This is a genomic window from Lentzea sp. HUAS12, from assembly GCF_024125735.1.
GTDB lineage: Bacteria > Actinomycetota > Actinomycetes > Mycobacteriales > Pseudonocardiaceae > Lentzea > Lentzea albida.
Genome location: NZ_CP099738.1, coordinates 5,043,025 through 5,064,984, shown reverse-complemented (window position 1 = coordinate 5,064,984; position 21,960 = coordinate 5,043,025). Strand labels below are relative to the sequence as shown.

General features: G+C 70.9%; 21 protein-coding genes. 9 read left to right on the top strand and 12 right to left on the bottom strand.

The annotated features are described in order from the left end of the window. Positions 1–10: 10 nt before the first annotated feature. From ND450_RS22445 to ND450_RS22435, 3 genes are read left to right on the top strand one after another with little or no spacing between them, the layout of a single operon-like run. A complete protein-coding gene (locus ND450_RS22445) occupies positions 11–541 on the top strand; it encodes a cupin domain-containing protein (RefSeq protein WP_253320728.1) in 531 nt (176 codons plus the stop codon). Continuing rightward, positions 538–1,422 carry an alpha/beta fold hydrolase gene (locus ND450_RS22440; RefSeq protein ID WP_253320727.1) on the top strand — a complete coding sequence of 295 codons (885 nt, stop codon included), beginning with the start codon at positions 538–540 and terminating at the stop codon, positions 1,420–1,422. The genes ND450_RS22445 and ND450_RS22440 overlap by 4 nt, the downstream gene beginning before the upstream one ends. Then, positions 1,422–2,351: a 2,3-dihydroxyphenylpropionate 1,2-dioxygenase gene (locus ND450_RS22435; protein WP_253320726.1), complete on the top strand. Its 930-nt coding sequence runs from the start codon at positions 1,422–1,424 to the stop codon at positions 2,349–2,351. Before ND450_RS22440 ends, ND450_RS22435 begins: the two co-directional genes overlap by 1 nt. Positions 2,352–2,371: 20 nt before the next feature. Here ND450_RS22435 and dmpG read toward each other — a convergent pair whose 3' ends face one another. The 3 genes from dmpG to ND450_RS22420 are packed head-to-tail and all read right to left on the bottom strand — an operon-like array spanning position 2,372 to position 5,064. Then, a complete protein-coding gene (gene dmpG, locus ND450_RS22430; RefSeq protein WP_253320725.1) occupies positions 2,372–3,370 on the bottom strand; it encodes a 4-hydroxy-2-oxovalerate aldolase in 999 nt (332 codons plus the stop codon). Next, positions 3,367–4,284 carry an acetaldehyde dehydrogenase (acetylating) gene (locus ND450_RS22425; RefSeq protein WP_253320724.1) on the bottom strand — a complete coding sequence of 306 codons (918 nt, stop codon included), beginning with the start codon at positions 4,282–4,284 and terminating at the stop codon, positions 3,367–3,369. Before ND450_RS22425 ends, dmpG begins: the two co-directional genes overlap by 4 nt. After that, the gene (locus tag ND450_RS22420; protein WP_253320723.1) at positions 4,285–5,064 is read right to left on the bottom strand and encodes a 2-keto-4-pentenoate hydratase; all 780 of its coding nucleotides are present in this window, start codon (positions 5,062–5,064) and stop codon (positions 4,285–4,287) included. It lies immediately after the preceding gene. Between the two features lie 80 nt (positions 5,065–5,144). Between ND450_RS22420 and ND450_RS22415 the strand changes: the two genes are divergently transcribed. Further along, positions 5,145–5,909 (top strand): IclR family transcriptional regulator, encoded by a 765-nt coding sequence (locus ND450_RS22415; RefSeq protein ID WP_253320722.1) that lies wholly within the window; start codon positions 5,145–5,147, stop codon positions 5,907–5,909. 39 nt (positions 5,910–5,948) lie between these two features. Here ND450_RS22415 and ND450_RS22410 read toward each other — a convergent pair whose 3' ends face one another. Further along, the gene (locus tag ND450_RS22410) at positions 5,949–6,956 is read right to left on the bottom strand and encodes a DUF2891 domain-containing protein (protein ID WP_253320721.1); all 1,008 of its coding nucleotides are present in this window, start codon (positions 6,954–6,956) and stop codon (positions 5,949–5,951) included. 176 nt (positions 6,957–7,132) lie between these two features. Between ND450_RS22410 and ND450_RS22405 the strand changes: the two genes are divergently transcribed. Next, a complete protein-coding gene (locus ND450_RS22405; RefSeq protein ID WP_253320720.1) occupies positions 7,133–8,521 on the top strand; it encodes a class II 3-deoxy-7-phosphoheptulonate synthase in 1,389 nt (462 codons plus the stop codon). A gap of 73 nt (positions 8,522–8,594) precedes the next feature. Here the strand turns inward: ND450_RS22405 and pknB are convergent, their stop codons facing one another. Next, positions 8,595–10,619, bottom strand: coding sequence for a Stk1 family PASTA domain-containing Ser/Thr kinase (gene pknB, locus ND450_RS22400; RefSeq protein WP_253320719.1), 2,025 nt, complete (start codon positions 10,617–10,619; stop codon positions 8,595–8,597). Between the two features lie 77 nt (positions 10,620–10,696). On the opposite strand from pknB, the gene ND450_RS22395 reads away from it, so the two are divergent. Continuing rightward, positions 10,697–11,062, top strand: a complete 366-nt coding sequence (locus ND450_RS22395) for an Rv2175c family DNA-binding protein (RefSeq protein WP_229905306.1) — start codon at positions 10,697–10,699, stop codon at positions 11,060–11,062. A gap of 152 nt (positions 11,063–11,214) precedes the next feature. Here the strand turns inward: ND450_RS22395 and ND450_RS22390 are convergent, their stop codons facing one another. From ND450_RS22390 to ND450_RS22380, 3 genes are all read right to left on the bottom strand, one after another. Then, the gene (locus ND450_RS22390; RefSeq protein WP_371927393.1) at positions 11,215–12,387 is read right to left on the bottom strand and encodes a squalene/phytoene synthase family protein; all 1,173 of its coding nucleotides are present in this window, start codon (positions 12,385–12,387) and stop codon (positions 11,215–11,217) included. Further along, positions 12,384–13,832, bottom strand: a complete 1,449-nt coding sequence (gene mptB / locus ND450_RS22385) for a polyprenol phosphomannose-dependent alpha 1,6 mannosyltransferase MptB (RefSeq protein WP_253320718.1) — start codon at positions 13,830–13,832, stop codon at positions 12,384–12,386. Before mptB ends, ND450_RS22390 begins: the two co-directional genes overlap by 4 nt. A gap of 193 nt (positions 13,833–14,025) precedes the next feature. Further along, complete coding sequence (locus ND450_RS22380) at positions 14,026–15,129, bottom strand: polyprenyl synthetase family protein (protein ID WP_371927781.1); 1,104 nt, start codon at positions 15,127–15,129, stop codon at positions 14,026–14,028. 68 nt (positions 15,130–15,197) lie between these two features. On the opposite strand from ND450_RS22380, the gene metF reads away from it, so the two are divergent. Continuing rightward, entirely contained in the window at positions 15,198–16,079 is an 882-nt protein-coding gene (gene metF / locus ND450_RS22375; protein ID WP_089924350.1) for a methylenetetrahydrofolate reductase [NAD(P)H], read from the top strand. 35 nt (positions 16,080–16,114) lie between these two features. Here metF and ND450_RS22370 read toward each other — a convergent pair whose 3' ends face one another. Beyond that, positions 16,115–16,693 carry a DUF3153 domain-containing protein gene (locus ND450_RS22370; RefSeq protein ID WP_245786562.1) on the bottom strand — a complete coding sequence of 193 codons (579 nt, stop codon included), beginning with the start codon at positions 16,691–16,693 and terminating at the stop codon, positions 16,115–16,117. A 183-nt stretch (positions 16,694–16,876) separates the two neighbouring features. Here ND450_RS22370 and ND450_RS22365 point away from each other — a divergent pair, with 183 nt between their 5' ends. Further along, positions 16,877–18,529: a DUF885 domain-containing protein gene (locus ND450_RS22365; protein WP_253320716.1), complete on the top strand. Its 1,653-nt coding sequence runs from the start codon at positions 16,877–16,879 to the stop codon at positions 18,527–18,529. A 48-nt stretch (positions 18,530–18,577) separates the two neighbouring features. Here ND450_RS22365 and ND450_RS22360 read toward each other — a convergent pair whose 3' ends face one another. Further along, the gene (locus ND450_RS22360; RefSeq protein ID WP_253320715.1) at positions 18,578–19,072 is read right to left on the bottom strand and encodes a VOC family protein; all 495 of its coding nucleotides are present in this window, start codon (positions 19,070–19,072) and stop codon (positions 18,578–18,580) included. A gap of 24 nt (positions 19,073–19,096) precedes the next feature. Between ND450_RS22360 and ND450_RS22355 the strand changes: the two genes are divergently transcribed. Beyond that, positions 19,097–20,668: an alkaline phosphatase D family protein gene (locus ND450_RS22355; protein WP_253320714.1), complete on the top strand. Its 1,572-nt coding sequence runs from the start codon at positions 19,097–19,099 to the stop codon at positions 20,666–20,668. Here the strand turns inward: ND450_RS22355 and ND450_RS22350 are convergent. Further along, positions 20,645–21,391: a maleylpyruvate isomerase N-terminal domain-containing protein gene (locus ND450_RS22350; RefSeq protein WP_253320713.1), complete on the bottom strand. Its 747-nt coding sequence runs from the start codon at positions 21,389–21,391 to the stop codon at positions 20,645–20,647. The genes ND450_RS22355 and ND450_RS22350 overlap by 24 nt on opposite strands. Next, positions 21,388–21,819 (bottom strand): SAV_6107 family HEPN domain-containing protein, encoded by a 432-nt coding sequence (locus tag ND450_RS22345; RefSeq protein WP_089924465.1) that lies wholly within the window; start codon positions 21,817–21,819, stop codon positions 21,388–21,390. Before ND450_RS22345 ends, ND450_RS22350 begins: the two co-directional genes overlap by 4 nt. Between the last annotated feature and the right edge of the window lie 141 nt (positions 21,820–21,960).

The following is a 21,960-nucleotide window of genomic DNA, read 5'->3' as shown; positions in this document are numbered from 1 at the left end:
GAGAAACGCGTTGGCCACCTCAGGACCCGACTTCGCCATGACCGACTTCCTCGGGGCGCTCACGCACGCCGTGCGGCCGAACGGCGCGCGGCCGCTGGTCGTGCACGACGACGAGCTGGAGACGATCCCGCCGGGCGCCGTGCCGAACCCGACGACGCTGCGGATCGCGGGCAGGCTGCCGACGTCGACGTTCGAGCTGTTCCGCCAGGTGATCCCGCCGGGTGAGAGCTCGGACATGCAACGGCACCACCACGAGACGGTGCACTTCGTGATCTCCGGCGAGGGCCACAGCGAGATCCAGGACGGGGAACCGGAGAAGTACGAGACCGTGTCGTGGACGACCGGCTCGTTCGTCTACACGCCGCCGTGGACGTGGCACCGCCACTACAACGACTCCACCGAGCACCCCGTCGAGTTCCTGACAATCGAGAACTCCCGGCTGCTGGCCCTCTTCGGGCTCGCCCGCAGGCAAAGCGCCGGCCTCGCGACCTTCGACGAGGCCCGCGCCCGCTTCGACACACCTCCCGGGGAGGACCAGTGATTCCCGAGCACGTCAGCATCTGGGGCGAACTGTCGCACGTGGACCACACCGTGCGGCACGTCGACGTCCCGGTGCGCGGCCACACCGTGCGGACCAGGGTCCTGCAGGCCGGTTCCGGCCCGGAACTCGTGCTGCTGCACGGCACCGGCGGCCACCTGGAGGCCTACTCCCGCGACATCGCGGGACTGGCGGAGGACTTCCACGTCACCGCCTACGACATGATCGGCCACGGCTGGTCCGACCTGCCCGACCTGCCGTACACGACCGACGTGCTGGCCGAGCACCTCGTCGGGCTGCTGGACGCGTTGGGCGTCGAGCGCGCGCACCTGTCCGGTGAGTCGCTGGGCGGCTGGGTGGCCGCTTGGGTCGCCGCGCACTTCCCCGAGCGCGTCGACCGTCTCGTGCTGAACACGCCCGGCAACATCGCGAACAAGCCCGAGGTCATGCAGCGCATGCGGGACAGCACCATGGCCGCGGTGCTCGACCCGAGTGAGGAGACCGTGCGGCGGCGGGTGGAGTTCCTGTTCCACCACAAGGAGATGGTCACCGACGAACTGGTGAACCTGCGTCGCCAGGTCTACTCGCGGCCGGGGTTCGCGCAGGCCATCACCAACACGCTGGTGCTGCAGGACCCGGTGGTGCGCAAGGACTTCGCGTGGGACCCGGCGTGGGTCGGCGAGGTCGCGGCGCCGACGTTGCTGCTGTGGACCAGCCACGACCCGACGGGCGGGCTGGACGAGGCCGACCTGCTGCTGAGGTGGCTGCCGGACGCGCGGCTGCACGTCATCGACGACGCCGGGCACTGGCCGCAGTGGGAGAAGGTCTCCGAGTTCCTCGACACGCACCGCACGTGGTTGCTGCACGGAAAGGACCCGTCCTGATGGCCGAGATCATCGGTTTCGCCGGGATGTCGCACAGCCCGTTCGCGACGCTGCTGCCACCGGACGGCGCCGGGCCCGGCTCGGTGTTCCTGCGGGACGCCGACCGGGTGCGCAAGGCCGTGGACGAGCTGGCGCCGGACGCGATCGTCGTGATCGGGCCCGACCACTTCCACGCCAACTTCTACGACGTGATGCCGCCGTTCGTGCTCGGCGTCGAGGAGGCGGTGGGGTTCGGCGACTTCGGCAGCAGCTCGGGCCCGTTGCCGGTGGAGCGGACGCTGGCGTGGTCGGCCCACGGCGGGCTGGCCGGAGCGGGGTTCGACGTGTCGCTGTCGTACTCGCTGACCGTCGACCACGGCATCGTGCAGAGCTACGAGATGATCACCGGCGGCACGACGCTGCCGTTGGTGCCGCTGGTGGTCAACACGGCGGCGCCGCCGCTGCCGTCGCTCGACCGGTGCGTCGGGATGGGCCGGGCGCTGGGGGCGGCGCTGCGGTCCTCGGAGTTCCCCGGACGGGTGCTGGTGGTCGCGTCCGGCGGGCTGTCGCACTGGTTACCGTCCAACGACCCGCGCGACCCCTCCGTGGTGGGGGAGCGGCGCGAGTCGCTGATCCGGGGACGGGCCTACGTCCACGAGTTCGCCGCCGCGCGGGAGCCGCGGGTGAAGGCCATGGGAGGCAACCCGGACGCCCGCGTGAACGCCGCGTGGGACGAGTGGTTCCTCGACCGGCTGGTGGCGGGGGAGGCGGGCGAGGTGGCCTCCCTCGGGCACGAGGCGCTCGAGGACCACGCCGGCAGCGGCGGGCACGAGATCCGCTGCTGGCTCATCGGGCAGGTCGCCGTCGGCCTGCCGCTCGTGTGGACGAGTTACGAGCCCGTGCCCGAGTGGATCACGGGCATGGGCATCGGAACCACGTTCCCCGTATGAGCAGTGCTGTGTGAAGCCGTCTACCGCGTGAGGTCCAGGGCGATGTCGGTGAGCATGTCCTCCTGACCGCCCACCAGGCGCCGGCGTCCCGCCTCCAGCAGGAGCGTGCGGACGTCGGCGCCGGTGCGCCGGGCGGCCGTGTCGGCGTGGCGCAGGAACGAGCCGTAGACGCCCGCGTAGCCCAGGGTGAGGCTCTCGCGGTCGACGCGGACCGGGCGGTCCATCAGCGGGCGGACCAGGTCGTCGGCGGCGTCTTGCAGCGCGAACAGGTCGGCGTTGTGCTGCCACTCCTGGAGGTTCGCGACGGCCACGAACGGCTCGATCGGGCAGTTGCCCGCACCGGCACCCAGTCCGGCCAGGGAGGCGTCGACCCTGGTCGCACCCTCCTCGACGGCGGCGATGGAGTTCGCGACCGCCAGTGAGAGGTTCTCATGGGCGTGAATGCCTATTTCGGTCCGCTCGTCGAGAACGTCCTTGTACGCGCGGATGCGGTCGCGGACGTCCTTCGGCAGCAGGCGGCCGCCGGAGTCCGTCACGTAGACGCAGTTCGCGCCGTAGGACTCCATCAGCTTCGCCTGCCGCGCGAGCTCCTGAGGTTCGGCGAGGTGGCTCATCATCAGGAACCCGGACACGTCCATGCCGAGGTCGCGCGCGCCGGCGATGTGCTGCGCCGAGATGTCGGCCTCGGTGCAGTGCGTGGCGATGCGGACCGACTGCACGCCGAGGCCGTGGGCGCGCTTGAGGTCGTGCAGCGTGCCGATGCCCGGCAGCAGCAGCGTCGTGAGCTTCGCCCCGGTCAACGCCCCGGCGGCGGCCTCGATCCACTCCCAGTCGGTGTGGCTGCCGGGGCCGTAGACGAGCGAACCGCCGCTCAGGCCGTCGCCGTGCGACACCTCGACGGCGTCGACACCCGCGTCGTCCAGCGCCTTCGCGATCTCGGCGACCTTCTTCGGGTCGATGCGGTGCCGCAGGGCGTGCATGCCGTCCCGGAGCGTCACGTCCTGGATGTAGAGCTTCATGCGCGCACCACCGCCTTCGCCATGGTCTCGGCGACCCGGACGGCCGCGCTGGTCATGATGTCGAGGTTGCCGGCGTAGGCGGGCAGGTAGTCGGCCGCGCCCTCGACCTCCAGCAGCACCGTGACCTGGTGCGTCACCGGCTCCTCGGTGAGGGTGGCCGGCTGGTCGACCGGGTCGATCTGCACGTTCTGCTTCAGCCGGTAGCCGGGGACGTACGCGGCGACCCGGGAGATCATCCGCTCGACGGACTCGCGGATCTCCTCGTGCGTCTCGGGGTCCGGTGCGTGCACGAGCGCGAGGACCGTGTCGCGCATGGTGATCGGCGGGTCGGCGGGGTTGAGCACGATGACGGCCTTGCCCCGCTTCGCGCCACCGACGTCCGCGATGGCCTGCGCCGTCGTCTCGGTGAACTCGTCGATGTTCGCCCTGGTGCCGGGCCCCGCGCTGCGCGACGAGATCGAGGCGACGATCTCCGCGTACGGCACGGGCGTGACGGAGTTGATCGCGGCGACGACCGGGATCGTGGCCTGACCGCCGCAGGTGACCATGTTGACGTTCGGGGCGTCGAGGTGCTCGTCGAGGTTGACCGTCGGCACCACCATCGGCCCGATCGCGGCCGGCGTGAGGTCGATGACCTTCTTGCCGTGTGCCGCGAGGACCTCCGCGTGCTTGGCGTGGGCGCCCGCCGAGGTCGCGTCGAACACGATCTCGATCTCGTCGAACCCCGGCAGGGCGACGAGCCCCTCGATGCCGTCCGAGGTCGTCGCGACCCCGAGCCCGCGCGCCTTGGCGAGGCCGTCCGACTCGGGGTCGATGCCGACCAGCGCCGCCACCTCCAGCACGGACGACCGCTTGAGCACCTTGATGACGAGGTCGGTGCCGATGTTGCCCGACCCGATGATCGCGACCTTCACTTACGCCTCCTCGGGAGCGAACGTGGCCCGGACCGTGCCGAGGCCGGTGATGGTCGCCTCGACCTCGTCGCCCGCCTGCACGGGCACCATGGGACCGAGCGCGCCGCTGAGCACGACGTCACCGGCCCTGAGCGGGTCGCCCAGCCGCACGGCGGTCTCGGCGAGCCAGGCGAGGGCGGTCAGCGGATCGCCCATGCAGTCGGCGCCGGCGCCGGTCGAGCGCTCCTCGCCGTTGACCGACAGCACCGCGGACACGTCGCGCGGCGTGACCTCCGACAGCTCCTTCTGCTCGGTGCCGAGCACGTAGAGAGCAGAGGAGGCGTTGTCCGCGACGGTGTCGGCGAACGTGATGTTCCAGTTCTCGATCCGGCTGTCGACGATCTCCAGCGACGCCTGCGCGTACGCGACCGCCGCCGCGACCGTCTGCTCGTCGAACGGGCCTTCGGCCAGGTCGGCCTTCAGCACGAACGCCACCTCGGCCTCGACCTTCGGCTGCAGCAGGCGTTCGGTCGGGACCACGTCGCCGTCCTTGAACGCCATGTCGTCGAGCAGCACCCCGAAGTCAGGCTGGTCAACGCCGAGCTGCCTGCGCACCGCGGGCGCGGTCAGGCCGATCTTGCGGCCGACCGGTTTCGCGCCCGCGGCGACGCGTGCCGCGATGTTGTGCTGCTGCACCGCGTACGCCTCGGCGTCACCGATGACGTCCCGCACCGGCGCACACGTGATCCTGTCTCGCGCGGCCGTGGCCAGGCGCTCCGCCGCAGTCTGGACTTCGTTCATACGGCACATCGTGGCGGTGCTCCCGGTCCGGAGGGGACCTTCGAGTTCCGCTGAGCGGAACCGAATGGCACGATCGGGTGGTGACGGACGTCCCGAACACCCTGCTGGGCAAGGTGATGTCGGTGCTGAACGCGTTCGGCGCCGACGACGACGAGCTCGGCTTCGCCGAACTGGGCAGGCGCACCGGCCTCTCCAAGGCCACGCTGCACCGCCTGCTGGGCGAGTTGGCCGAGGTCCGCCTCCTCGACCGCGGCCGGCGCGGGTACCGCCTGGGCAGCCACCTGTTCCAGCTGGGCATCCGCGCGTCGGTGGAACGCCGCCTGGTCGAGGTCTCCACGCCGTACCTCGAAGACCTCTACGAACGCACCCACGAGACCGTCCACCTGGGACTGCTCGAAGGCCACGAGGTCGTTTACGCCGCCAAGATCGGCGGTCACCGCCAGGCGTCCTCGCCGTCGCGCCTCGGCGGACGCATGCCCCTGCACGCCACCGCGATCGGCAAGGCCCTGCTCGCCCACGCGCCCACGGGGCTGCGGGGTGAGGTGCTGGGTTCCCCGCTGGCCCGCCTCACCCCGCGCACCGCCGTCACGCCCGGGATGCTCCGCCAGCAGCTGACCAAGATCCGGCAGACGGGCGTCGCCTACGAGTTCGAGGAGTCGAGGGTCGGTCTGGCCTGCGTGGCGTCACCGGTGCTGGGCGACGACGGCACCGCGGTGGCGGCGGTCAGCGTCGCGGGACCCACCACGCGGTTCGACCCGCGCACGCACGCGGCGTCGGTGCACGCGGCGGCGACGGGCATCGCGCTCACCCTCGTCCGCCGCGCGAGCCTGACCTCCGGCCACTGATATCCGATATATCAGCTGGCGCGAACGTCGCGCAGGTGGTCAGAAGGCCTTCACGTCGAGGTAGGCGCCGAACGTCCCGAGCCAGTGGTCGGCCATGTAGCCGTGCCCGCCGAACACGTAGCTCCACCCTGCCTCGCGGTGCGCCGCCGAGGCCGTCCGCGCCAGCGACGCGTACCGGTGCCCGTCCGGCAGCGCGTCCGCGACCGCCTCCCAGTTCCAGGCGCGCGACAACGCGAGCCCGGCCAGGTGCGAGCCGTAGGGGTCGCCGGGGTCGTCGACCGGGAACGGCTCGCGCAGCACGCGCCACCGCTCCGCCTCGAGGTCCGGCAGGAAGGCGTCGAACCAGTCGGCGAACGCGGCCGGGTCCAGCGCGCGGCGCATCAGGTCGGCCGTCGTCAGCGCGGGCGACAGGAAGTCGGCGGCGTCCGGCTCGAAACCGCCGTAGCCGGCCTCGTCCCCGTGCCACCGCAGTGCCGCCTCAGCGCACGCGGTGGCCAGTTCGGTGTCGCCGGTCGCCCTGGCGGCGTCGAACACGAGGCTCGTCGCGAACGCGGTGTTGCCGTGCGTGCCGGTGCGGATCGGCAGGCGCGCGACCGAGATCCACTCGAGCCACCGGTCGCGCAGGACCTCGGCGATCGGAGCGACCGACCACGGCAGGTCCGAGGTGCGCAGCTCGGCGTCGAGCAGCAGCAGCCACGCCCACCCGTACGGGCGCTCCCAGTACCGGCCGGCCGGGGAGGCGAAGAACGCCGCCTCGACGGCGCAGTTGTCCGGCGTGACCAGCTTGTCGAGGGCGTTGCGGGCCGTGTCCGCTCCCGTGAGGGAGGGGCGTAGCCGCAGCAGGCGCACGGCGAGCCACGTCTGGTGCACGCACGAGTGCCAGTCGAACGACCCGGCGAACACCGGGTGCAGCACCCGCTGCGGCACGAGCCGGTGGTCCCCGTCGATCACGTGCGTCCAGTGGACCGGGTGGTCGCGCTGGATGTTGTCGATCGCGATGCCCAGCAGCCGGGTCGCGGTGCCGTCATCCAATCGGGTGGCATCCATGGCCCACATCATGCAGTGCGGCATCTCGATTGGGCAGAGGGAGATAGTTGACAAGTAACAGACCTCACTCGGCCGGGGGTAACGCCCGCTACGCCGGATGACGCCTGGTCCGCACCCCTGGAACCGCTGACAGGCCCGGCCCGGTCTCTCAGTGTGGGACAACTAGGATGAGCAGCGTGAACTGGACCGTGGACGTGCCCATCGACACGCTTCCCGAGCTTCCGCCGCTGCCTCCCGAGATGCGCAAGCGCCTGGACGACGCCCTGTCGCGCCCGGCCGCCCAGCAGCCCGAATGGCCCGACGCCGAACAGGTGCGTCGCGTGCGGACCGTGCTCGAGAGCGTGCCGCCGATCACCGTGCCCGCCGAGATCGACCGGCTGCACACGCAACTGGCGCAGGTCGCGAACGGTGAGGCGTTTCTCCTGCAGGGCGGTGACTGCGCGGAGACGTTCGCTGACAACACCGAGCCGCACATCCGCGCGAACATCCGGACCCTGCTGCAGATGGCCGTGGTGCTGACCTACGGCGCGAGCCTTCCCGTGGTGAAGGTCGGCCGCATCGCCGGCCAGTACGCCAAGCCGCGTTCGTCCGGCATCGACGCCCTCGGCCTGCCGTCCTACCGCGGCGACATCATCAACTCCCTGGTCGCGACGCCGGAAGCCCGCGTCGCCGACCCCGGTCGCATGATCCGCGCCTACGCGAACGCCGGCGCGGCCATGAACCTGCTGCGCGCCCTCACCGGCGCGGGTCTCGCCGACCTGCACCGCGTGCACGACTGGAACCGCGACTTCGTGCGCACCTCGCCCGCCGGCGAGCGCTACGAGGCCCTGGCCGGCGAGATCGACCGCGGCCTCAAGTTCATGTCCGCGTGCGGCGTGAACGACCAGTCGCTGCACGGCACGGAGATCTTCGCCTCGCACGAGGCGCTGCTGCTCGACTACGAGCGCGCGCTGCTCCGCCTCGACACGAACGGCGAGGAGCCCCGGCTCTACGACCTGTCGTCGCACTTCCTGTGGATCGGTGAGCGCACCCGTCAGCTCGACGGCGCGCACATCGCGTTCGCCGAGATGTTGGCGAACCCGATCGGTCTCAAGATCGGCCCGACGACGACGCCGGAGATGGCCGTCGAGTACGTCGAGCGCCTCGACCCGCGCAACCAGCCGGGCCGCCTGACGCTCATCTCGCGCATGGGCAACCAGAAGGTGCGCGACGTGCTCCCCGCCATCGTGGAGAAGGTCGAGGCCAGCGGCCACAAGGTCATCTGGCAGTGCGACCCGATGCACGGCAACACGCACGAGTCGTCGACCGGCTACAAGACCCGGCACTTCGACCGCATCGTCGACGAGGTCCAGGGCTTCTTCGAGGTGCACCGCCGTCTCGGCACGCACCCCGGCGGCATCCACATCGAGCTCACGGGTGAGGACGTCACCGAGTGCCTCGGCGGCGCCCAGGAGATCTCGGACGACGACCTCGCCGGCCGCTACGAGACGGCGTGCGACCCGCGTCTGAACACGCAGCAGTCGCTCGAGCTCGCGTTCCTCGTCGCCGAGATGCTGCGCTCCTGACGGGTTCACTGAAGACGAGCTGAAGAACGAAGGGCCCCGCGTCGAGAACGCGGGGCCCTTCGCTTCGAACCGGTCAGAGGCCGACGATGGTGATCTCGGTTCCCCGCCTCACCCGCGTGCGCGGGGGGATCGACTGGTTCACGACGGTCGCGTTGTTGCTCTTGTTGAACTCGACCCTCACCTTCAGACCGGCCCGTTCGAGCTCCTCCTTCGCCTCGCGCACCTTCTTGCGGGAGACGTCGGGCACCTCGACCTCGCTGTTGTTCTGGTAGAAGACCGTGACCTTCTTGTTCTGGGTCGGGTCCAGCACCGTGCCCGCGGGCGGGTCCGTCCGCACCACGCGCGAGTTGCCGTTCTCCGGGGCCTCGTCGCCCCCCGCGTCGACCGGCTCCAGACCGGCGCGCTGCAGTTCGGCGTCCGCCTCGGTCTTCGTCTTGCCGGTGACGTTCGGCACCGGCAGGCGCGGCGGCGGGCCCTTGCTCATGATCAGGGTGACCGGCGAGTCGAGGTTGAGCGCCGTGCCGGGACGCGGGTCGATGCCCACGACCTTGCCGATGGGCACGGTGTCGTGGAACGCGTCCTTCGAGGCGTCCTTGGTGACCTTCAGGCCCGCGGCCTGGATCTCCTTGGTCGCCACGGCCTCGTCGGTACCGGCGGTGATGAACGGCACCACGGGCTTGCCGCGCGACACGACCAGCTTGACCTGCTGGTTCTTGCGCAGCTCCGCGCCGGGACCGGGGTCGGAGCTGATGACCGTGCCGTTGGGGACGTCGTTGGACGGCACCTTCTCGACGAGGCCGGTGAGGTCCGCCTGCGAGAGCAGCACCTGCGCGTTCTGCTCGGACTGCCCCGCCACCGACGGCATCTCCGTGTAGCGGTTGGCGGAGACGTACCAGGTGAACAGCCCGACCGCGACCACCACGACGCCGGCCACGGCGCCCCAGATCGTGTAGAGCCGCTTGCGCCGCTTGCGCTCCTCCTCGAGCTTCTCGGCCTCCGACTTCCGCTTCTGCGCGGGCCGGCGGCGCGGCTGCTCCGGCCGCTGCATCGTGCGCGTCGCCGAGGCCGGGATGCCGGGAGGAGGCGTCGGCGGGCCGGTGCTGATCGTCGTCATCGCCGAGTGGAGCGGCGGCTTCGGCACGACCGGCCTGGTCAGCTCGGCGGCCGACGGGGGAGTGGCGCCGACGGCGACGGGCACCGGTCGCATGATGACCGTCCTGTCGTTCTCGGGCGCCGAACCGGGAACGGGCACCGGCTGCGGCGTGAGGCCCAGCTCCGTGCCCACGCGCTCCAGCTCGGCCAGGAACGCGTCGGCGTTCGCGGGCCGCAGCACCGGGTCGCGCCGCGTGGCCTTGCGCACGAGCGTGTCGAGCGCCAGCGGGACGTCCGCGACCGACGGGACGTCCGAGTTCACGTGCTGGTAGGCCACCGAGATGGGCGTCTCGCCGCGGTAGGGCGCCTGACCGGCCAGCATCTCGTAGAGCACGATCCCGGCCGAGTAGACGTCACTGCGCGCGTCCGCCGTGCCGGTCTCCACCTGTTCGGGTGACAGATAGGCGACGGTGCCGAGGATCTCGCTGTCACTCGTGACACCGTTCCCGCCGATCGCGCGGGCCAGCCCGAAGTCCGCCACCTTGACCTGGCCACCGGGTCCGATCAGCACGTTCTCCGGCTTCACGTCCCGGTGCACGAGCCCGGCGCGGTGAGCCGCGCCCAACGCCGACAACACGGGGCCGAGGATGCTCAACGCGACGGCGGGAGCGAGCTTGCCGCGCTGGTTGAGCAGGTCACGGAGGTTGCCGCCGTCGATCAGCTCCATCACCAGGTACACCTGGTCACCGTCGACGCCCTGGTCGTGCACGGACACCACGGCCGGGTGGTGCAGCTGGGCCGCGGCCCGCGCCTCGCGCTCGAAGCGCGCCACGAACGCGGGGTCCGCGGTCAGGTGAGGATCCATCACCTTGATGGCGACATCGCGATCGAGGCGGGTGTCACGACCTCGATAGACGGTGGACATGCCGCCTCGCGCCAGCACGGCGTCCACCCGGTAGCGCTGCTCCAGCAGTCCACCCATCACGTTCGAAACCGACCTCTCCACAGTGCGAGATGGTAAAGCTCAGGATGACCCGGTTGGCGGAAGGGCGTTCCCAGTTCGGTTATGGCATCGTGACCCCCGTGAGTGCGATTCCTGCCGCTGCGGATGTACTGGCTGCCGACCTGGAGGTTCTTCCTCTCCCCGAGGTGGCCGACCGAATGGGACTTCCGGTCACCCGGGTCCACCAAATGCTGCGCGACGGGCAACTGCTCGCCGAGCGGCGGAACGGCGTCCTCGTCGTTCCCGAGGCGTTCCTCGCCGCCGGAACCGTGGTGAAGGGTCTGCCCGGCACCATCACGGTGCTGCGCGACCAGAACTTCTCCACCGAGGAGATCCTGCGCTGGCTCTTCACGGAGGACGACAGCCTCCCTGGCACTCCGATCGAAGCATTGCGCGGAGACCGTGGGCGCGAGGTAAAGCGACGCGCGCAGGCCATGGGTTTCTGAGACACCGACAGCAGCGGTTCCGGGCGTCTTCGCAGGTGGGAGATGCCCGGAGCCCCGCTGCGCCGAACCACGCCGGGCCGAACCACACCCGGCCGAACCACACCCGGCCGAACCCCAGTGGGCCGAACCTTCGCGCGTCCCTAAAGCGGGGCTCACCTCGACGTCCCCGGTGACGCTTCCGCGGTGACGCCGGGGGTCACATCCGGGGTCACCGCGGGCGTTGCGTTCAGGGCTGACGCCGTGTCGGACCCCGCGACGCTGTGCGTGCCCGCCGCTGCGGTCGGCGCCGCGCCTTCTGGGGCCACCGCCGTGGCCGGTACCGGGTCGGCCTCCGTGTTCAGCGCCGGGCTGACCTCTCGAGTCAGCTCTGTGGCGGTCACCGGGTCGACTCCTGGGCCCACTCCCGGACTCACCGCGGCCCCCACCCCCGGCACCGCCGCTCCACCCACCCCCGGCGTCCTCAGCCGCGCCACGAGGGCCCTGCCGGCGCCCGGCAGCGCCACCGCGAGCCGACGCGCGTTCGGCACCGCCACCCGCCGCCACAACACCTCGCAGCCCACGAGCCCGAGGATGTCGCGATACAACGTGTATGCAGTCCGCACACAGGGCCGCGACGCCGGCGACAGCATCTCGATCCCCGGCTCCGCCGACCGATATATCGCATATGAGTGTGCGACGAGGTCGTCGAGCACCCGTCGCACGCGAGTGTCCGGGCGCTGGTGCGAGCGGCACCACTGCAGGAGGTCGCGGTCGACGCCGTGCGCGCCGAGGACGTCCTGCGGCAGGTAGACGCGACCGCGGTCGAGGTCCTCGCCGACGTCGCGCAGGAAGTTCGTGAGCTGGAACGCCACCCCGAGCCGGGCCGCGTGCGGTGCGGCCTCCTCGCGGGACACCACGGTGCCGAGCACCGGCAGCATCTGCAGGCCGATGACCTCCGCCGAGCCGTGCACGTAGACGCCGAGGGCGTCGAGGTCGGCGTACTCGGTCACGTCGAGGTCCATCCGCATCGACGCGAGGAAGTCGGTGAACAGCGACCCGTCGATGTCGTAGCGGCGCCTCGTGTCCGCCAGTGCGTGCAGGACCGGGTTCGACGGCGGCTTCTCCAGCAGGCGTTCCAGGCGGTCCAGCTCACCCGCGCGGTCGGTCACCCCGGCCGCGTCGACGATCTCGTCGGCCCACCGGGCGAACGCGTAGAGGGCGTGCACCGCGGGCCGCTGATCGGGGCGCAGCAGCGTCGTCGCCAGGAAGAACGTCCTGCCGTACCGCGCGTTGATGCGGCGGCACGCGGCATAGGCGTCGCCCAGGTCCACGGTGCCGTGGCTCATTCGTAGCGGGAGGACAGGCCGAACGGGTCCGGCTTCACCAGCGACCGCGCCGCGAGTGCCGACACCAGCAGCGCGAAGAACAGGTAGCCCCACGAGTACAGCGCCGTGTCGCCGTTCGGGAACGTCACCAGCAGCAGGAACAGCGACGCGATCGTCACCGCGACCAGGCCCGCCGTGCTCCACGCGAACCCGGCGGCGAGCGCCAGCGGCCAGCTGAAGTACCAGGGCAGCGTCGCGGGCGAGAGCAGCGCCACGGCCAGCATCGTCAGCGCGCCGCGGCGGATCGCGTCGCGCACCTCGCCGTCGCGCGACGCCCACCACTGCGTGTACGCGATCCAGATCAGGACCACGGAGCCCAGGGCCCGCGCGACGCCGATGAAGATGCCGCCGTCGACGTAGACGAACCAGTTCACGACCATGCGCACGAAGTCGCCGACCGCGCTCGGCACCGACAGCCAGTTGATGATCATCGACGAGCTGCGCAGCGCCGGGATCCAGCCGAGGTTCACCCCGGCGACGAGCGTGCACACGGCGAACGTCCCGAGGAACGCGACCAGGCCGGGCACCAGCGCCTTGCGGAACTGGGCGCGTTTGTCGCCGTCGAGGCGCGCGGCCCAGATCCACACGAGGAACGGCACGACCACGACCGCCGTCGCCTTCACCGAGAACGCGAGGGCGAGCAGCACGAACCCGAGCACGTGCCTGCGGTCGAGCACCAGCAGCACGCCCGCGGCCATCAGGCCGACCATGAGCAGGTCGTTGTGCGCGCCGCCGATCAGGTGGATCAGGGTCAGCGGGTTCGCCGCGACCAGCCACAGCGCGATCGCCGACTTGCCGCCCAGGTGCCTGCTCAGGCCCGGCAGCGCCCAGCACAACAGCACGAGGCCGCCCGCCAGGGAGAAGCGCATGGCCACGACGCCGAGGATGACGCTCGCGTCCGTGATCCACACGATCGCCTTCGCGACCAGGATGAACAACGGCCCGTACGGCGCCGGCGTGTGCTGCCACACCCAGCTCACGTTCTCGGACAGCGTGCTCTGCAGGACGGCGGGCCCGACCGTGTACGGGTCGTAGCCGCTGAGCGCGAGCTGGCCCTGCGCCAGGTAGCTGTAGATGTCCTTGCTGAACAGCGGTGGCGCGAACAGCAGCGGCAACGTCCAGACCGTCACCGCGACCAGCACCGCGAAGTCGCCGATCTCACCCCACCGCACGAGGCGGCCGAGCCGGATCCACGCCCAGATGACGAGACCCAGGCCCAGGTACAGGACCATGCTCGCCAGGTCGCGGCCGTGGCCGTAGCGCAGCCAGCTCAGCCCGACCTGGGCGAGCAGCGGGTCGCGCTCGAGGATCGCGCCGGCACCCATTCCCCCGAGCGCGATCAGCGCCACGCCCAGCAGACCGAGCATGGTCGTGCGGATGGGGATGGCGTAGGTGTTCGCGCGCACGACTGGTTGAAGCTCCTGTATCGACGCCTCGGAGCTCGTGCGGGGGAGGGACGGAGTTGCTGCCATCGCCCGAACATCGTTGCACAAGGCGCGGAAGCGTCAGCAGGCAACGGGCCACACGGTGACGAGGAGTTAACCAACTCTCAGGAACCGTGAGGGGAGCCGAGTGGAGCAACGGTGAAGATGATCGACTTCAGAAGGTCCGCTTCGTCGAGCTGATCGCGAGGTCGGCGAGCTTGGTGGCGGCCGGCTCGGCCACGGGTGCGGCGTCGAGGGCGGCCAGCGCGCTCTTCGTCAGCTCCTCGATGCGCTCCTCGACGGCGTCGACGGCGCCGACCTTCACGAGCGCCCGCCGGACCTCCTCGACGGTGTCGAGGTCGAGGTCGGGCTTGCCGAGAGCGATATCCAATATATCGGCGCCGTACTGCATGCCCAGCGCGACGAGCAGCGTGCGCTTTCCCTCGGCGAGGTCGTCGCCCGCGGGCTTGCCGGTGACCTCGGGGTCGCCGAACACGCCGAGCAGGTCGTCGCGCAGCTGGAACGCGACGCCGATGTCGGCACCGAACGCGCGCAGCCCGCCGATCAGCTCGGGCGACGCTCCCGCCATCGCCGCGCCCATGTGCAGCGGCCGTTCGACGGTGTACGCGGCGGTCTTGAGCCGGTCGATGCGCACCGCGGCGTCCGGGGACGAGTCGCCCCGCGCCTGCGTGAGCACGTCGAGGTACTGGCCCGCGAGCATTTCGGTGCGCATGTCCCGCCACGGCTCGCTCATCCGGCGCAGCACCTCCGGCGGCAGCCCGGCGGCGAAGAGCATGTCGTCCGCCCACGCCAGCGCGACGTCGCCGATCAGCACGGCCGCCGACATGCCGAACCGCTCCGAGGACCCCAGCCAGCCCTGCTCGCGGTGCCGCGCGCCGAACGCGATGTGCACGGTCGGCCTGCCCCGGCGCACCGACGAGGCGTCCATCAGGTCGTCGTGGATCAGCGCGCACGCCTGGATCAGCTCCAGCGAGCTGACGGCCGTGAGCACCTCGCCCGCGAGCTCGCCGTCGGGGTCGCCCCCGGCCGCGCGCCAGCCCCACCACGCGTAGGTCGGGCGGATGCGCTTGCCGCCGCCCAGCACGAAGTCGGAGAGCGCGTCGACCGCGCTCGCGAAACTCGGGTCCATCGCCTCGCCGGACGCGCGCCGGGAGGCCAGATAAGCGGTCAGCGCTTCGTCGACGTGCTGGGGCAGGGCAACATCGATTGGGTGGTGGGACACCCGTCCATGGTCCGCTGTGTCCGGGGACACCCGCATGTCGGGGCATGCGTTCCACATGGTGAGCCCGTGTCCCACCTGGCGGAAGTACCACTAGGGTTGGTGTCATGACGTCGGTGGTGGAGCGGCTCCAGGGGGAGTCACCCAAGTTCTCGGTGGAGTTCCTGCCACCCCGGGACGCGGAGGACGAGAAGGTCCTGTGGAAGGCCGTCCGCGAACTGGAAGGCCTCGACCCGGCGTTCGTCTCGATCACCTACGGCGCCGGCGGGTCGCGCCGCGACCGCACGATCCGCGCCACCGGCCGGATAGCGCAGGAGACGACGCTGCTCCCCGTCGCGCACCTCACGGCCGTCGAGCACTCCGTGGCCGAGCTGCGCAACGTCATCGGCTGGTACGCGGCGATCGGCGTGCGGAACATCCTCGCGCTGCGAGGCGACCCTCCCGGCGACCCGATGGGCGAGTGGGTCGCGCACCCCGAGGGCCTGTCCTACGCCGACGAACTCGTCGCGCTGGTCCGCGAGCTCGGCGACTTCTGCGTGGGCGTGGCGGCGTTCCCGTACGGGCACCCGCGCTCCACCGACCTCGACACCGACCTGAAGTACCTGCTGCGCAAGCTCAACGCGGGCGCGGACTACGCGGTGGCCCAGCTGTTCCACGCGCCGGAGCCGTTCCTGCGGATGCGCGACCGGGTGGCGGCGGCGGGCTGTTCGGCGGCGATCCTGCCGGGGATCATGCCGATGCTGTCGCCGCGCGGCCTCGCCAAGATCGTGGAGCTGTCCGGTGCCGACCTGCCGCTCGACGTGTCGCGCCGGCTGGAGCCGTACGCCGACGACGTCGCGGGGTTCCGGGCGACCGGCATCGACATCGCGACCGAGATGTGCCAGCGCCTGCTCGACGAGGGCGTTCCCGCGCTGCACTTCTACACGATGAACAGGGCGAAGGCGACGCGCGAGGTGCTGGGGCGCCTGGGTCTGGTCACCCGCGCCTGAGCGAGGGCCTTAAGCGAGCGCCCTAAGCAAGCGCCCTAAGCAAGCGCACTGCGCTTGTGCGCGATGAGGGCGAGCACGACCACGATCAGCGCGGCACCGCCGGTGAGGCCCGCGACCAGCAGCGCCCAGCCGAAGAACGACTGGGAGTTCTCACCCGCGTACTGCACTGTGGCCTGCAGCATCGACGCCTGGCCGGGCTTCGGAGACCACGCGATCGTGTTGTTCTCCTCCTCGCGGCCGTTGGTGTTCACGATCTTGCCGGGGAAGCTGACCTTGACCTGGATGTCCGCGCGTTCCACGGGCACCTGGGTCAGGTCGACCGACCCCGACAGCGTGACAAGATCACCCGACCGGCGGAAGTTGAGGCTGTAGCGGCTGTTCGACGAGCTCGTCGCCGTCGACAGAGTCCGCATCTCGTCGAACGTCAGGCCGTTGAAGAACAGCTGCGTGCCCGCGTACTGCTCCACCCGGTACTCCTTGGTGGTGACGCGGCTCTCGAGCTCCGGCGGCACCTTGAGCTGCGGGCCGGGGTCGTTGTCCTGCGTCGGCGGTGTCGCCGCGACGATCTCACCCGAGATGCGGTCGTCCTCCGAGACGGCCATGGCGGCGTACACGCGAACGCAACCACTCAGCGAAAACAGGGTGAGCAGCAAGAAGACCGGCAGCAGAAGTGCCCGGGAACGACGCACGGCCGACATCCTGCCAGCACGGCCCGAACGACGCAGGTCCCCTCCGAAGGTCGTGAGCTTGACTAACTACCTTTTGGCGTCGAGAGGCGCGAGGTAGCGTCACGGAACATGGCATCCGTGCACGACATCAGCAACAAGTTCGTCCGCGACCTCGTGGCGCTGGACCCCATCACCGCCACCAGTCTCGGCTTCTCGGGATCCGACGACCAGCTGACGGACCTCTCCCCGGAAGGACACGCGGCGCGCGACGAACTCGCCGTCCGCGCACTCGCCGACGTCACCGGCGCGCAGCCCGCGGATGCCTCGGAAGAGGCCGCCCGCGCCGTCTTCCTCGAACGGGTGGGCCTCGAGCACGAGATGTACGAGGCGGGTGTGACCGAGTCCTCGCTGAACGTCATCGCGAGCCCGATCCAGTCGGTGCGCGACATCTTCGACCAGATGCCGACCGACACGCCGGAGCAGTGGGCCACGATCGGCCGCCGCCTCGCCGCCGTGCCCGCCGCTCTGGACGGTCTGCGCGCCTCTCTCTCGCACGCCGCCTCACGCGGCAACGTCTCAGCGCTGCGTCAGGTCACCAAGGTCGCCAAGCAGTGCGACACGTTCGCCACGACGTTCTTCGGCCCGTTCGTCGCGTCCGCCGACGTCGACGGTTCCGTGCGTTCCTCTCTCGACGCCGGTGCCTCCGCCGCTTCCGCCGCGTACGCGGACTTCGCTTCGTTCCTGCGCACGGAACTCGCCCCCAAGGCACCGGAGAAGGACGCGGTCGGCGAGGAGCGCTACCGCCTCGGCTCCCGCTACTTCACGGGGTCGAAGCTCGACCTGGCCGAGGCCTACGCGTGGGGCTGGGAGGAGTTCCTCGGCATCGAGGCCGAGATGAAGGAGGTCGCGGCACGGCTGAAGCCGGGCGCCTCGCTGGCGGAGACCGCGGCGTTCCTCGACGAGAACCCGCGCTACCAGGTGCACGGCCAGGACGGCCTGCAGGCGTGGATGCAGGAGCTGTCCGACAAGGCCCTGCTCGACCTGCGCGACGTGCACTTCGACCTGCCGGACGCGCTCATGGACCTCGAGTGCAGGATCGCCCCGCCCGGCGGTTCCGTCGGCGCCTACTACACGCAGCCGACCGCGGACTTCTCCCGCCCCGGCCGCATGTGGTGGTCGATCGCCGAGGGCAAGTCGGTGTTCCCGACCTGGCGCGAGACCTCGACGGTCTACCACGAGGGCGTGCCGGGCCACCACCTCCAGTGCGCGACGGCCGTGTACCAGTCGGCGACCTTGAACGACTTCCAGCGCCTCCTGTGCTGGGTGTCGGGCCACGGCGAGGGCTGGGCGCTCTACGCGGAACGCCTCATGCGCGAGCTCGGCTACCTCGACGACGACGCCGACCTGCTCGGCATGCTCGACGCGCACCTGTTCCGCGCGGCCCGCGTCATCATCGACATCGGCATGCACCTGGAGCTGGAGATCCCGGCCGGCACCGGCTTCCACCCCGGCGAGCGCTGGACCCCCGAGCTCGGCCTCGAGTTCATGCTGACCCGCACGCTGCAGGAGCCCGCCGCCTCCCGCGACGAGCTCGACCGCTACCTCGGCTGGCCGGGACAGGCGCCCTCGTACAAGCTCGGCGAGCGCCTGTGGCTCGCGGCGCGCGAGGACGCGCGGGCCCGCAAGGGCGCCGACTTCGACCTCAAGCGCTTCCACAAGGAGGCCCTGGAGATGGGCGCGATGGGCCTCGACACCCTGCGCGAGCGACTGGCCGCGCTCTGACCCTCGGCCGATATATCGGATATCAGTGGCGTGGCCGCTCTCGGGCGGTCACGCCGGATCGGCCCACCGGACGCGCACGCGGTTCGTGATCGGCTCCGGGTCGTCGGTGCGCACGAACTCGAGCCACGGCCCGGGCTCGGGGCGGACCGAGGCGAACCCGTCACCGCTGCGCGCCACCGGGTGCCCGGTCGCCTCGGCGGACGCCAGCGGGTCGCGCGAGTCGACGACGACGGCGGCGATCACGCCGGGGTACTCGGGCCGGGGTTCGAGGACGCAGAACTCGTTGCCCTGCGGATCGCGCAGCACCACCCACGGCACGTCGGCCTGACCGACGTCGGCGTGTTCGGCGCCGAGCTTGAGCGCCCGCGCGACGATGTCCGCCTGGTGCTCGGGCGAGGTCGAGGCCAGGTCGATGTGGATCCAGTTCTTCTCGATCTTCGGCGCGTCGCTCCACACGAACGTCAGCTCGATCTCGTCGCCCGCGAACTCGGACCAGAACGCGGCCAGCGCCGGGGGATCTGCCGACTCGAACGTGATTTCCACGCGTGCGAGGGTACTGTCTCGCGCGTGGCGAAGCTGGTGCTCGGACCGCTCCTCAGATATGTCGACGACACGTCCGCGACGTTGTGGGTCGAAACGGACGCCTCGTGCGAGGTGAAGATCGCCGGCAGCACGGCGCGCACTTTCCAGGCGGGCAACCAGCACTACGCGCTCGTCCGGCTCGAGGGTCTGGGTCCCCGCACCGAGTACGACGTCGAACTCGACGGCGAGAAGGTCTGGCCGGAACCCGGCAGCGAGTTCCCGAAACCGGTCATCCGCACGGGCCAGGTCCGCCGGATCGCCTTCGGGTCGTGCCGCGCCGCCCCGGACCAGCCGCTCGGCCCGGACGCGCTGGACGCGTTCGCGCAACGGCTCATGGCCGTCCCGGAGGAGGAGTGGCCGCAGGCGATGATCCTGCTGGGGGACCAGGTCTACGCCGACGAGCCCACCGACTCCACGAAGCAGTGGCTGCGCGACCGCCGCAAGGACACCGACGAACCCGACGGCGAGGTCGTCCACTTCGGTGAGTACGCCCGCCTCTACCACGAGACCTGGGGCGACCCGGAGATCCGCTGGCTGCTGTCGGTGGTGCCGACCGCGATGATCTTCGACGACCACGACGTGCGCGACGACTGGAACACCTCCGCGGCGTGGCGCGCGCAGATGGCGGAGAAGCCGTGGTGGCGCGACAGGATCCGCGGCGCCATCTCGTCGTACTGGGTCTACCAGCACCTGGGCAACCTCAGTCCGGCCGAGCTCGCCAAGAACTCCTTGTACGCCAAGGTGAAGGCCCAGGGCACGGACGTGCTGCCGATGCTGCTGGAGTTCGCCGAGGCGGCCGACAGGGAGACCGAGGGCCGCAAGTCGACGTGGTGGAGCTTCCGCCGCGAGTTCGGCCGCATCCGGCTGCTCATGGTCGACACGCGCTCCGGCCGCATCCTCGAAGAGGGCAAGCGGCAGATGATCAACGACGACGAGTTCGACTGGATCGAGCAGAACGTCGACCAGGCCGACGAGTACGACCACCTGCTGATCGGCTCGTCGCTGCCGTGGCTGATGCCGCACGCGCTCAGCCACTTCCAGTCCCTCAACGAGATCGGCGCGAACAAGCCGGGCTGGCAGGGCAAGGCGGCCGAGGGCATCAGGCAGGCCGTCGACCTGGAGCACTGGCCCGCGTTCCGCGAGTCGTTCGACCGGCTCTCGCGCATGATCGAGAAGGCCGGCAACAACGGCGCCGCGACGGTGTGCGTGCTGTCCGGCGACGTCCACCACAGCTACGTCGCCGAGGCCGAGTTCCCCAGTCCCACCAAGGCGGTGGTCGCGCAGCTCGTGTGCTCGCCCATCCACAACGAGGCGCCGAAGGTGCTGCGGCCGGCGTTCCGGTTCTCGTGGTCGCGCGTGGCGTCGAAGATCTTCCGCCGCCTGGCCACGTGGGCCGGTGTCCCGCAAGACCTGGTGCACTGGCGCAAGACCAGCGGCCCGCACTTCGGGAACTCGATCGCGCTGCTGGACGTCGACGGCCGCCTCGCCCGCTACCGGTTGCTGTCGGCGACGGGCGAGGAGACCGCGTCCGTCCTACTTGGTCGCGAGACGGAGTAGCGCCCACAGCTGCGCGATCGCGTCGTCGTCGCCGTAGGTCGTGACCATGCGGTCGGGCAGCCGTCCCCACAGCCAGCGGTACATCGTCATCGGGCTCGCCGACACCTGCGCGTCGGCGGCGTGCGCGTCCTCCGGGTCGACCACGCGCCACGCCGACGCGCCCTGCGGGCCGCACCGCGTGAGCCACAGGTGGTCCTCGACCTGGATGGCGACGAGGCTGTCCCGCGACCCGCGCACCCCGAGCACGTCGAGCTTGTGCCCCAGCCACAACGTGAGCACCTCGTCGACGCCGTCGACCGCGACCTCGTCGTCGACGGCACCGACGTCCATGCCCGCGGCGCCCTGCACGTCCATGCGGTGCACCGTCGTCTCGTGCGCCAGCCGTCGCCGCCAGAACCCGAAGTCCTGCCGGTCGGGCCACCACGTCGCGCACGGCTCGTCCTCCCCGTGCGCCTCGAGTTCGGCGATCACGGCCTCCGCGCCCGACCGCATGAACTCGAGCGGATCCTCTTCCGGCGCCGGGTAGTCGCGCCACTCCCCGGCCTCGGGCTCGCGGCCGAGCCTGATCCAGGCCAGTGCGCCGCGATAGCCGCCGCCGACGTGCCTCACGGTCTCCCCGAGGTTCAGCCCGGGGCAGGCGGGCACGCCCTTGTGCGGCGGCTGGCCGATCGCGGACATGGCGAGCAGATCCGCCTCACGGCGCAACACGTCGAGCAGGTTCACCGCCTCGCCTCGCTCATCACGCGATCGACGAGCGTCACGAACAGATGGGTCTGACGCACCAGATCGTCAGCCGTGCGCGCGTTGACGTGCCTGGTGATCCCCGCGAGCACGGCGGCCCGCGTGGACGACCACGACGCGAAGAAAGCGGCCCACTCGCTCATCTCGGGCGCGATCGCGCCGAGCAGCACCCAGGCGCTGGTCGGCCTCGACCGCCCGCGATGGGGCCGTCCGCGCAGGGCGAGCACCGCGGCGGCGGCGCGCAACGCGGCCAGGTAGGCGGTCGCGAACCGCTCCGACGGCTCGGGCGTGCGCTCCGACTCGGCGAGCGAGTCGCGGGCCTGCCGGAGCAGGGCGAGCGCGGACGCGGGTGGCAGCGGAATCGGGATGGGGACGGGGAAGGCTGCCGGATTCGAAAGATCGGCTGTCATCTCGGCCTCCTCGTGGCGTCGGTGAACGACGTCACCGCCGAGGGGAAGCCGGCGGCTCTCGGAGGTGGGGTGCTTCCCCCACCCCACCTCCGAGGCATGGTGAGACTCGAACACATGTTCGAGTCTCCATCAGCGTAGCTC

What these genes read in the sequence shown, in the direction of transcription:
- ND450_RS22380 (WP_371927781.1), bottom strand. Translation starts at nt 15,129, where the DNA reads ATGCGGGTGTCCCCGGACACAGCGGACCATGGACGGGTGTCCCACCAC.
- ND450_RS22365 (WP_253320716.1), top strand. Translation starts at nt 16,877, where the DNA reads ATGGCATCCGTGCACGACATCAGCAACAAGTTCGTCCGCGACCTCGTG.
- ND450_RS22410 (WP_253320721.1), bottom strand. Translation starts at nt 6,956, where the DNA reads ATGGATGCCACCCGATTGGATGACGGCACCGCGACCCGGCTGCTGGGC.
- metF (WP_089924350.1), top strand. Translation starts at nt 15,198, where the DNA reads ATGACGTCGGTGGTGGAGCGGCTCCAGGGGGAGTCACCCAAGTTCTCG.
- ND450_RS22420 (WP_253320723.1), bottom strand. Translation starts at nt 5,064, where the DNA reads ATGAACGAAGTCCAGACTGCGGCGGAGCGCCTGGCCACGGCCGCGCGA.
- ND450_RS22345 (WP_089924465.1), bottom strand. Translation starts at nt 21,819, where the DNA reads ATGACAGCCGATCTTTCGAATCCGGCAGCCTTCCCCGTCCCCATCCCG.
- dmpG (WP_253320725.1), bottom strand. Translation starts at nt 3,370, where the DNA reads ATGAAGCTCTACATCCAGGACGTGACGCTCCGGGACGGCATGCACGCC.
- ND450_RS22390 (WP_371927393.1), bottom strand. Translation starts at nt 12,387, where the DNA reads ATGAGCCACGGCACCGTGGACCTGGGCGACGCCTATGCCGCGTGCCGC.
- ND450_RS22435 (WP_253320726.1), top strand. Translation starts at nt 1,422, where the DNA reads ATGGCCGAGATCATCGGTTTCGCCGGGATGTCGCACAGCCCGTTCGCG.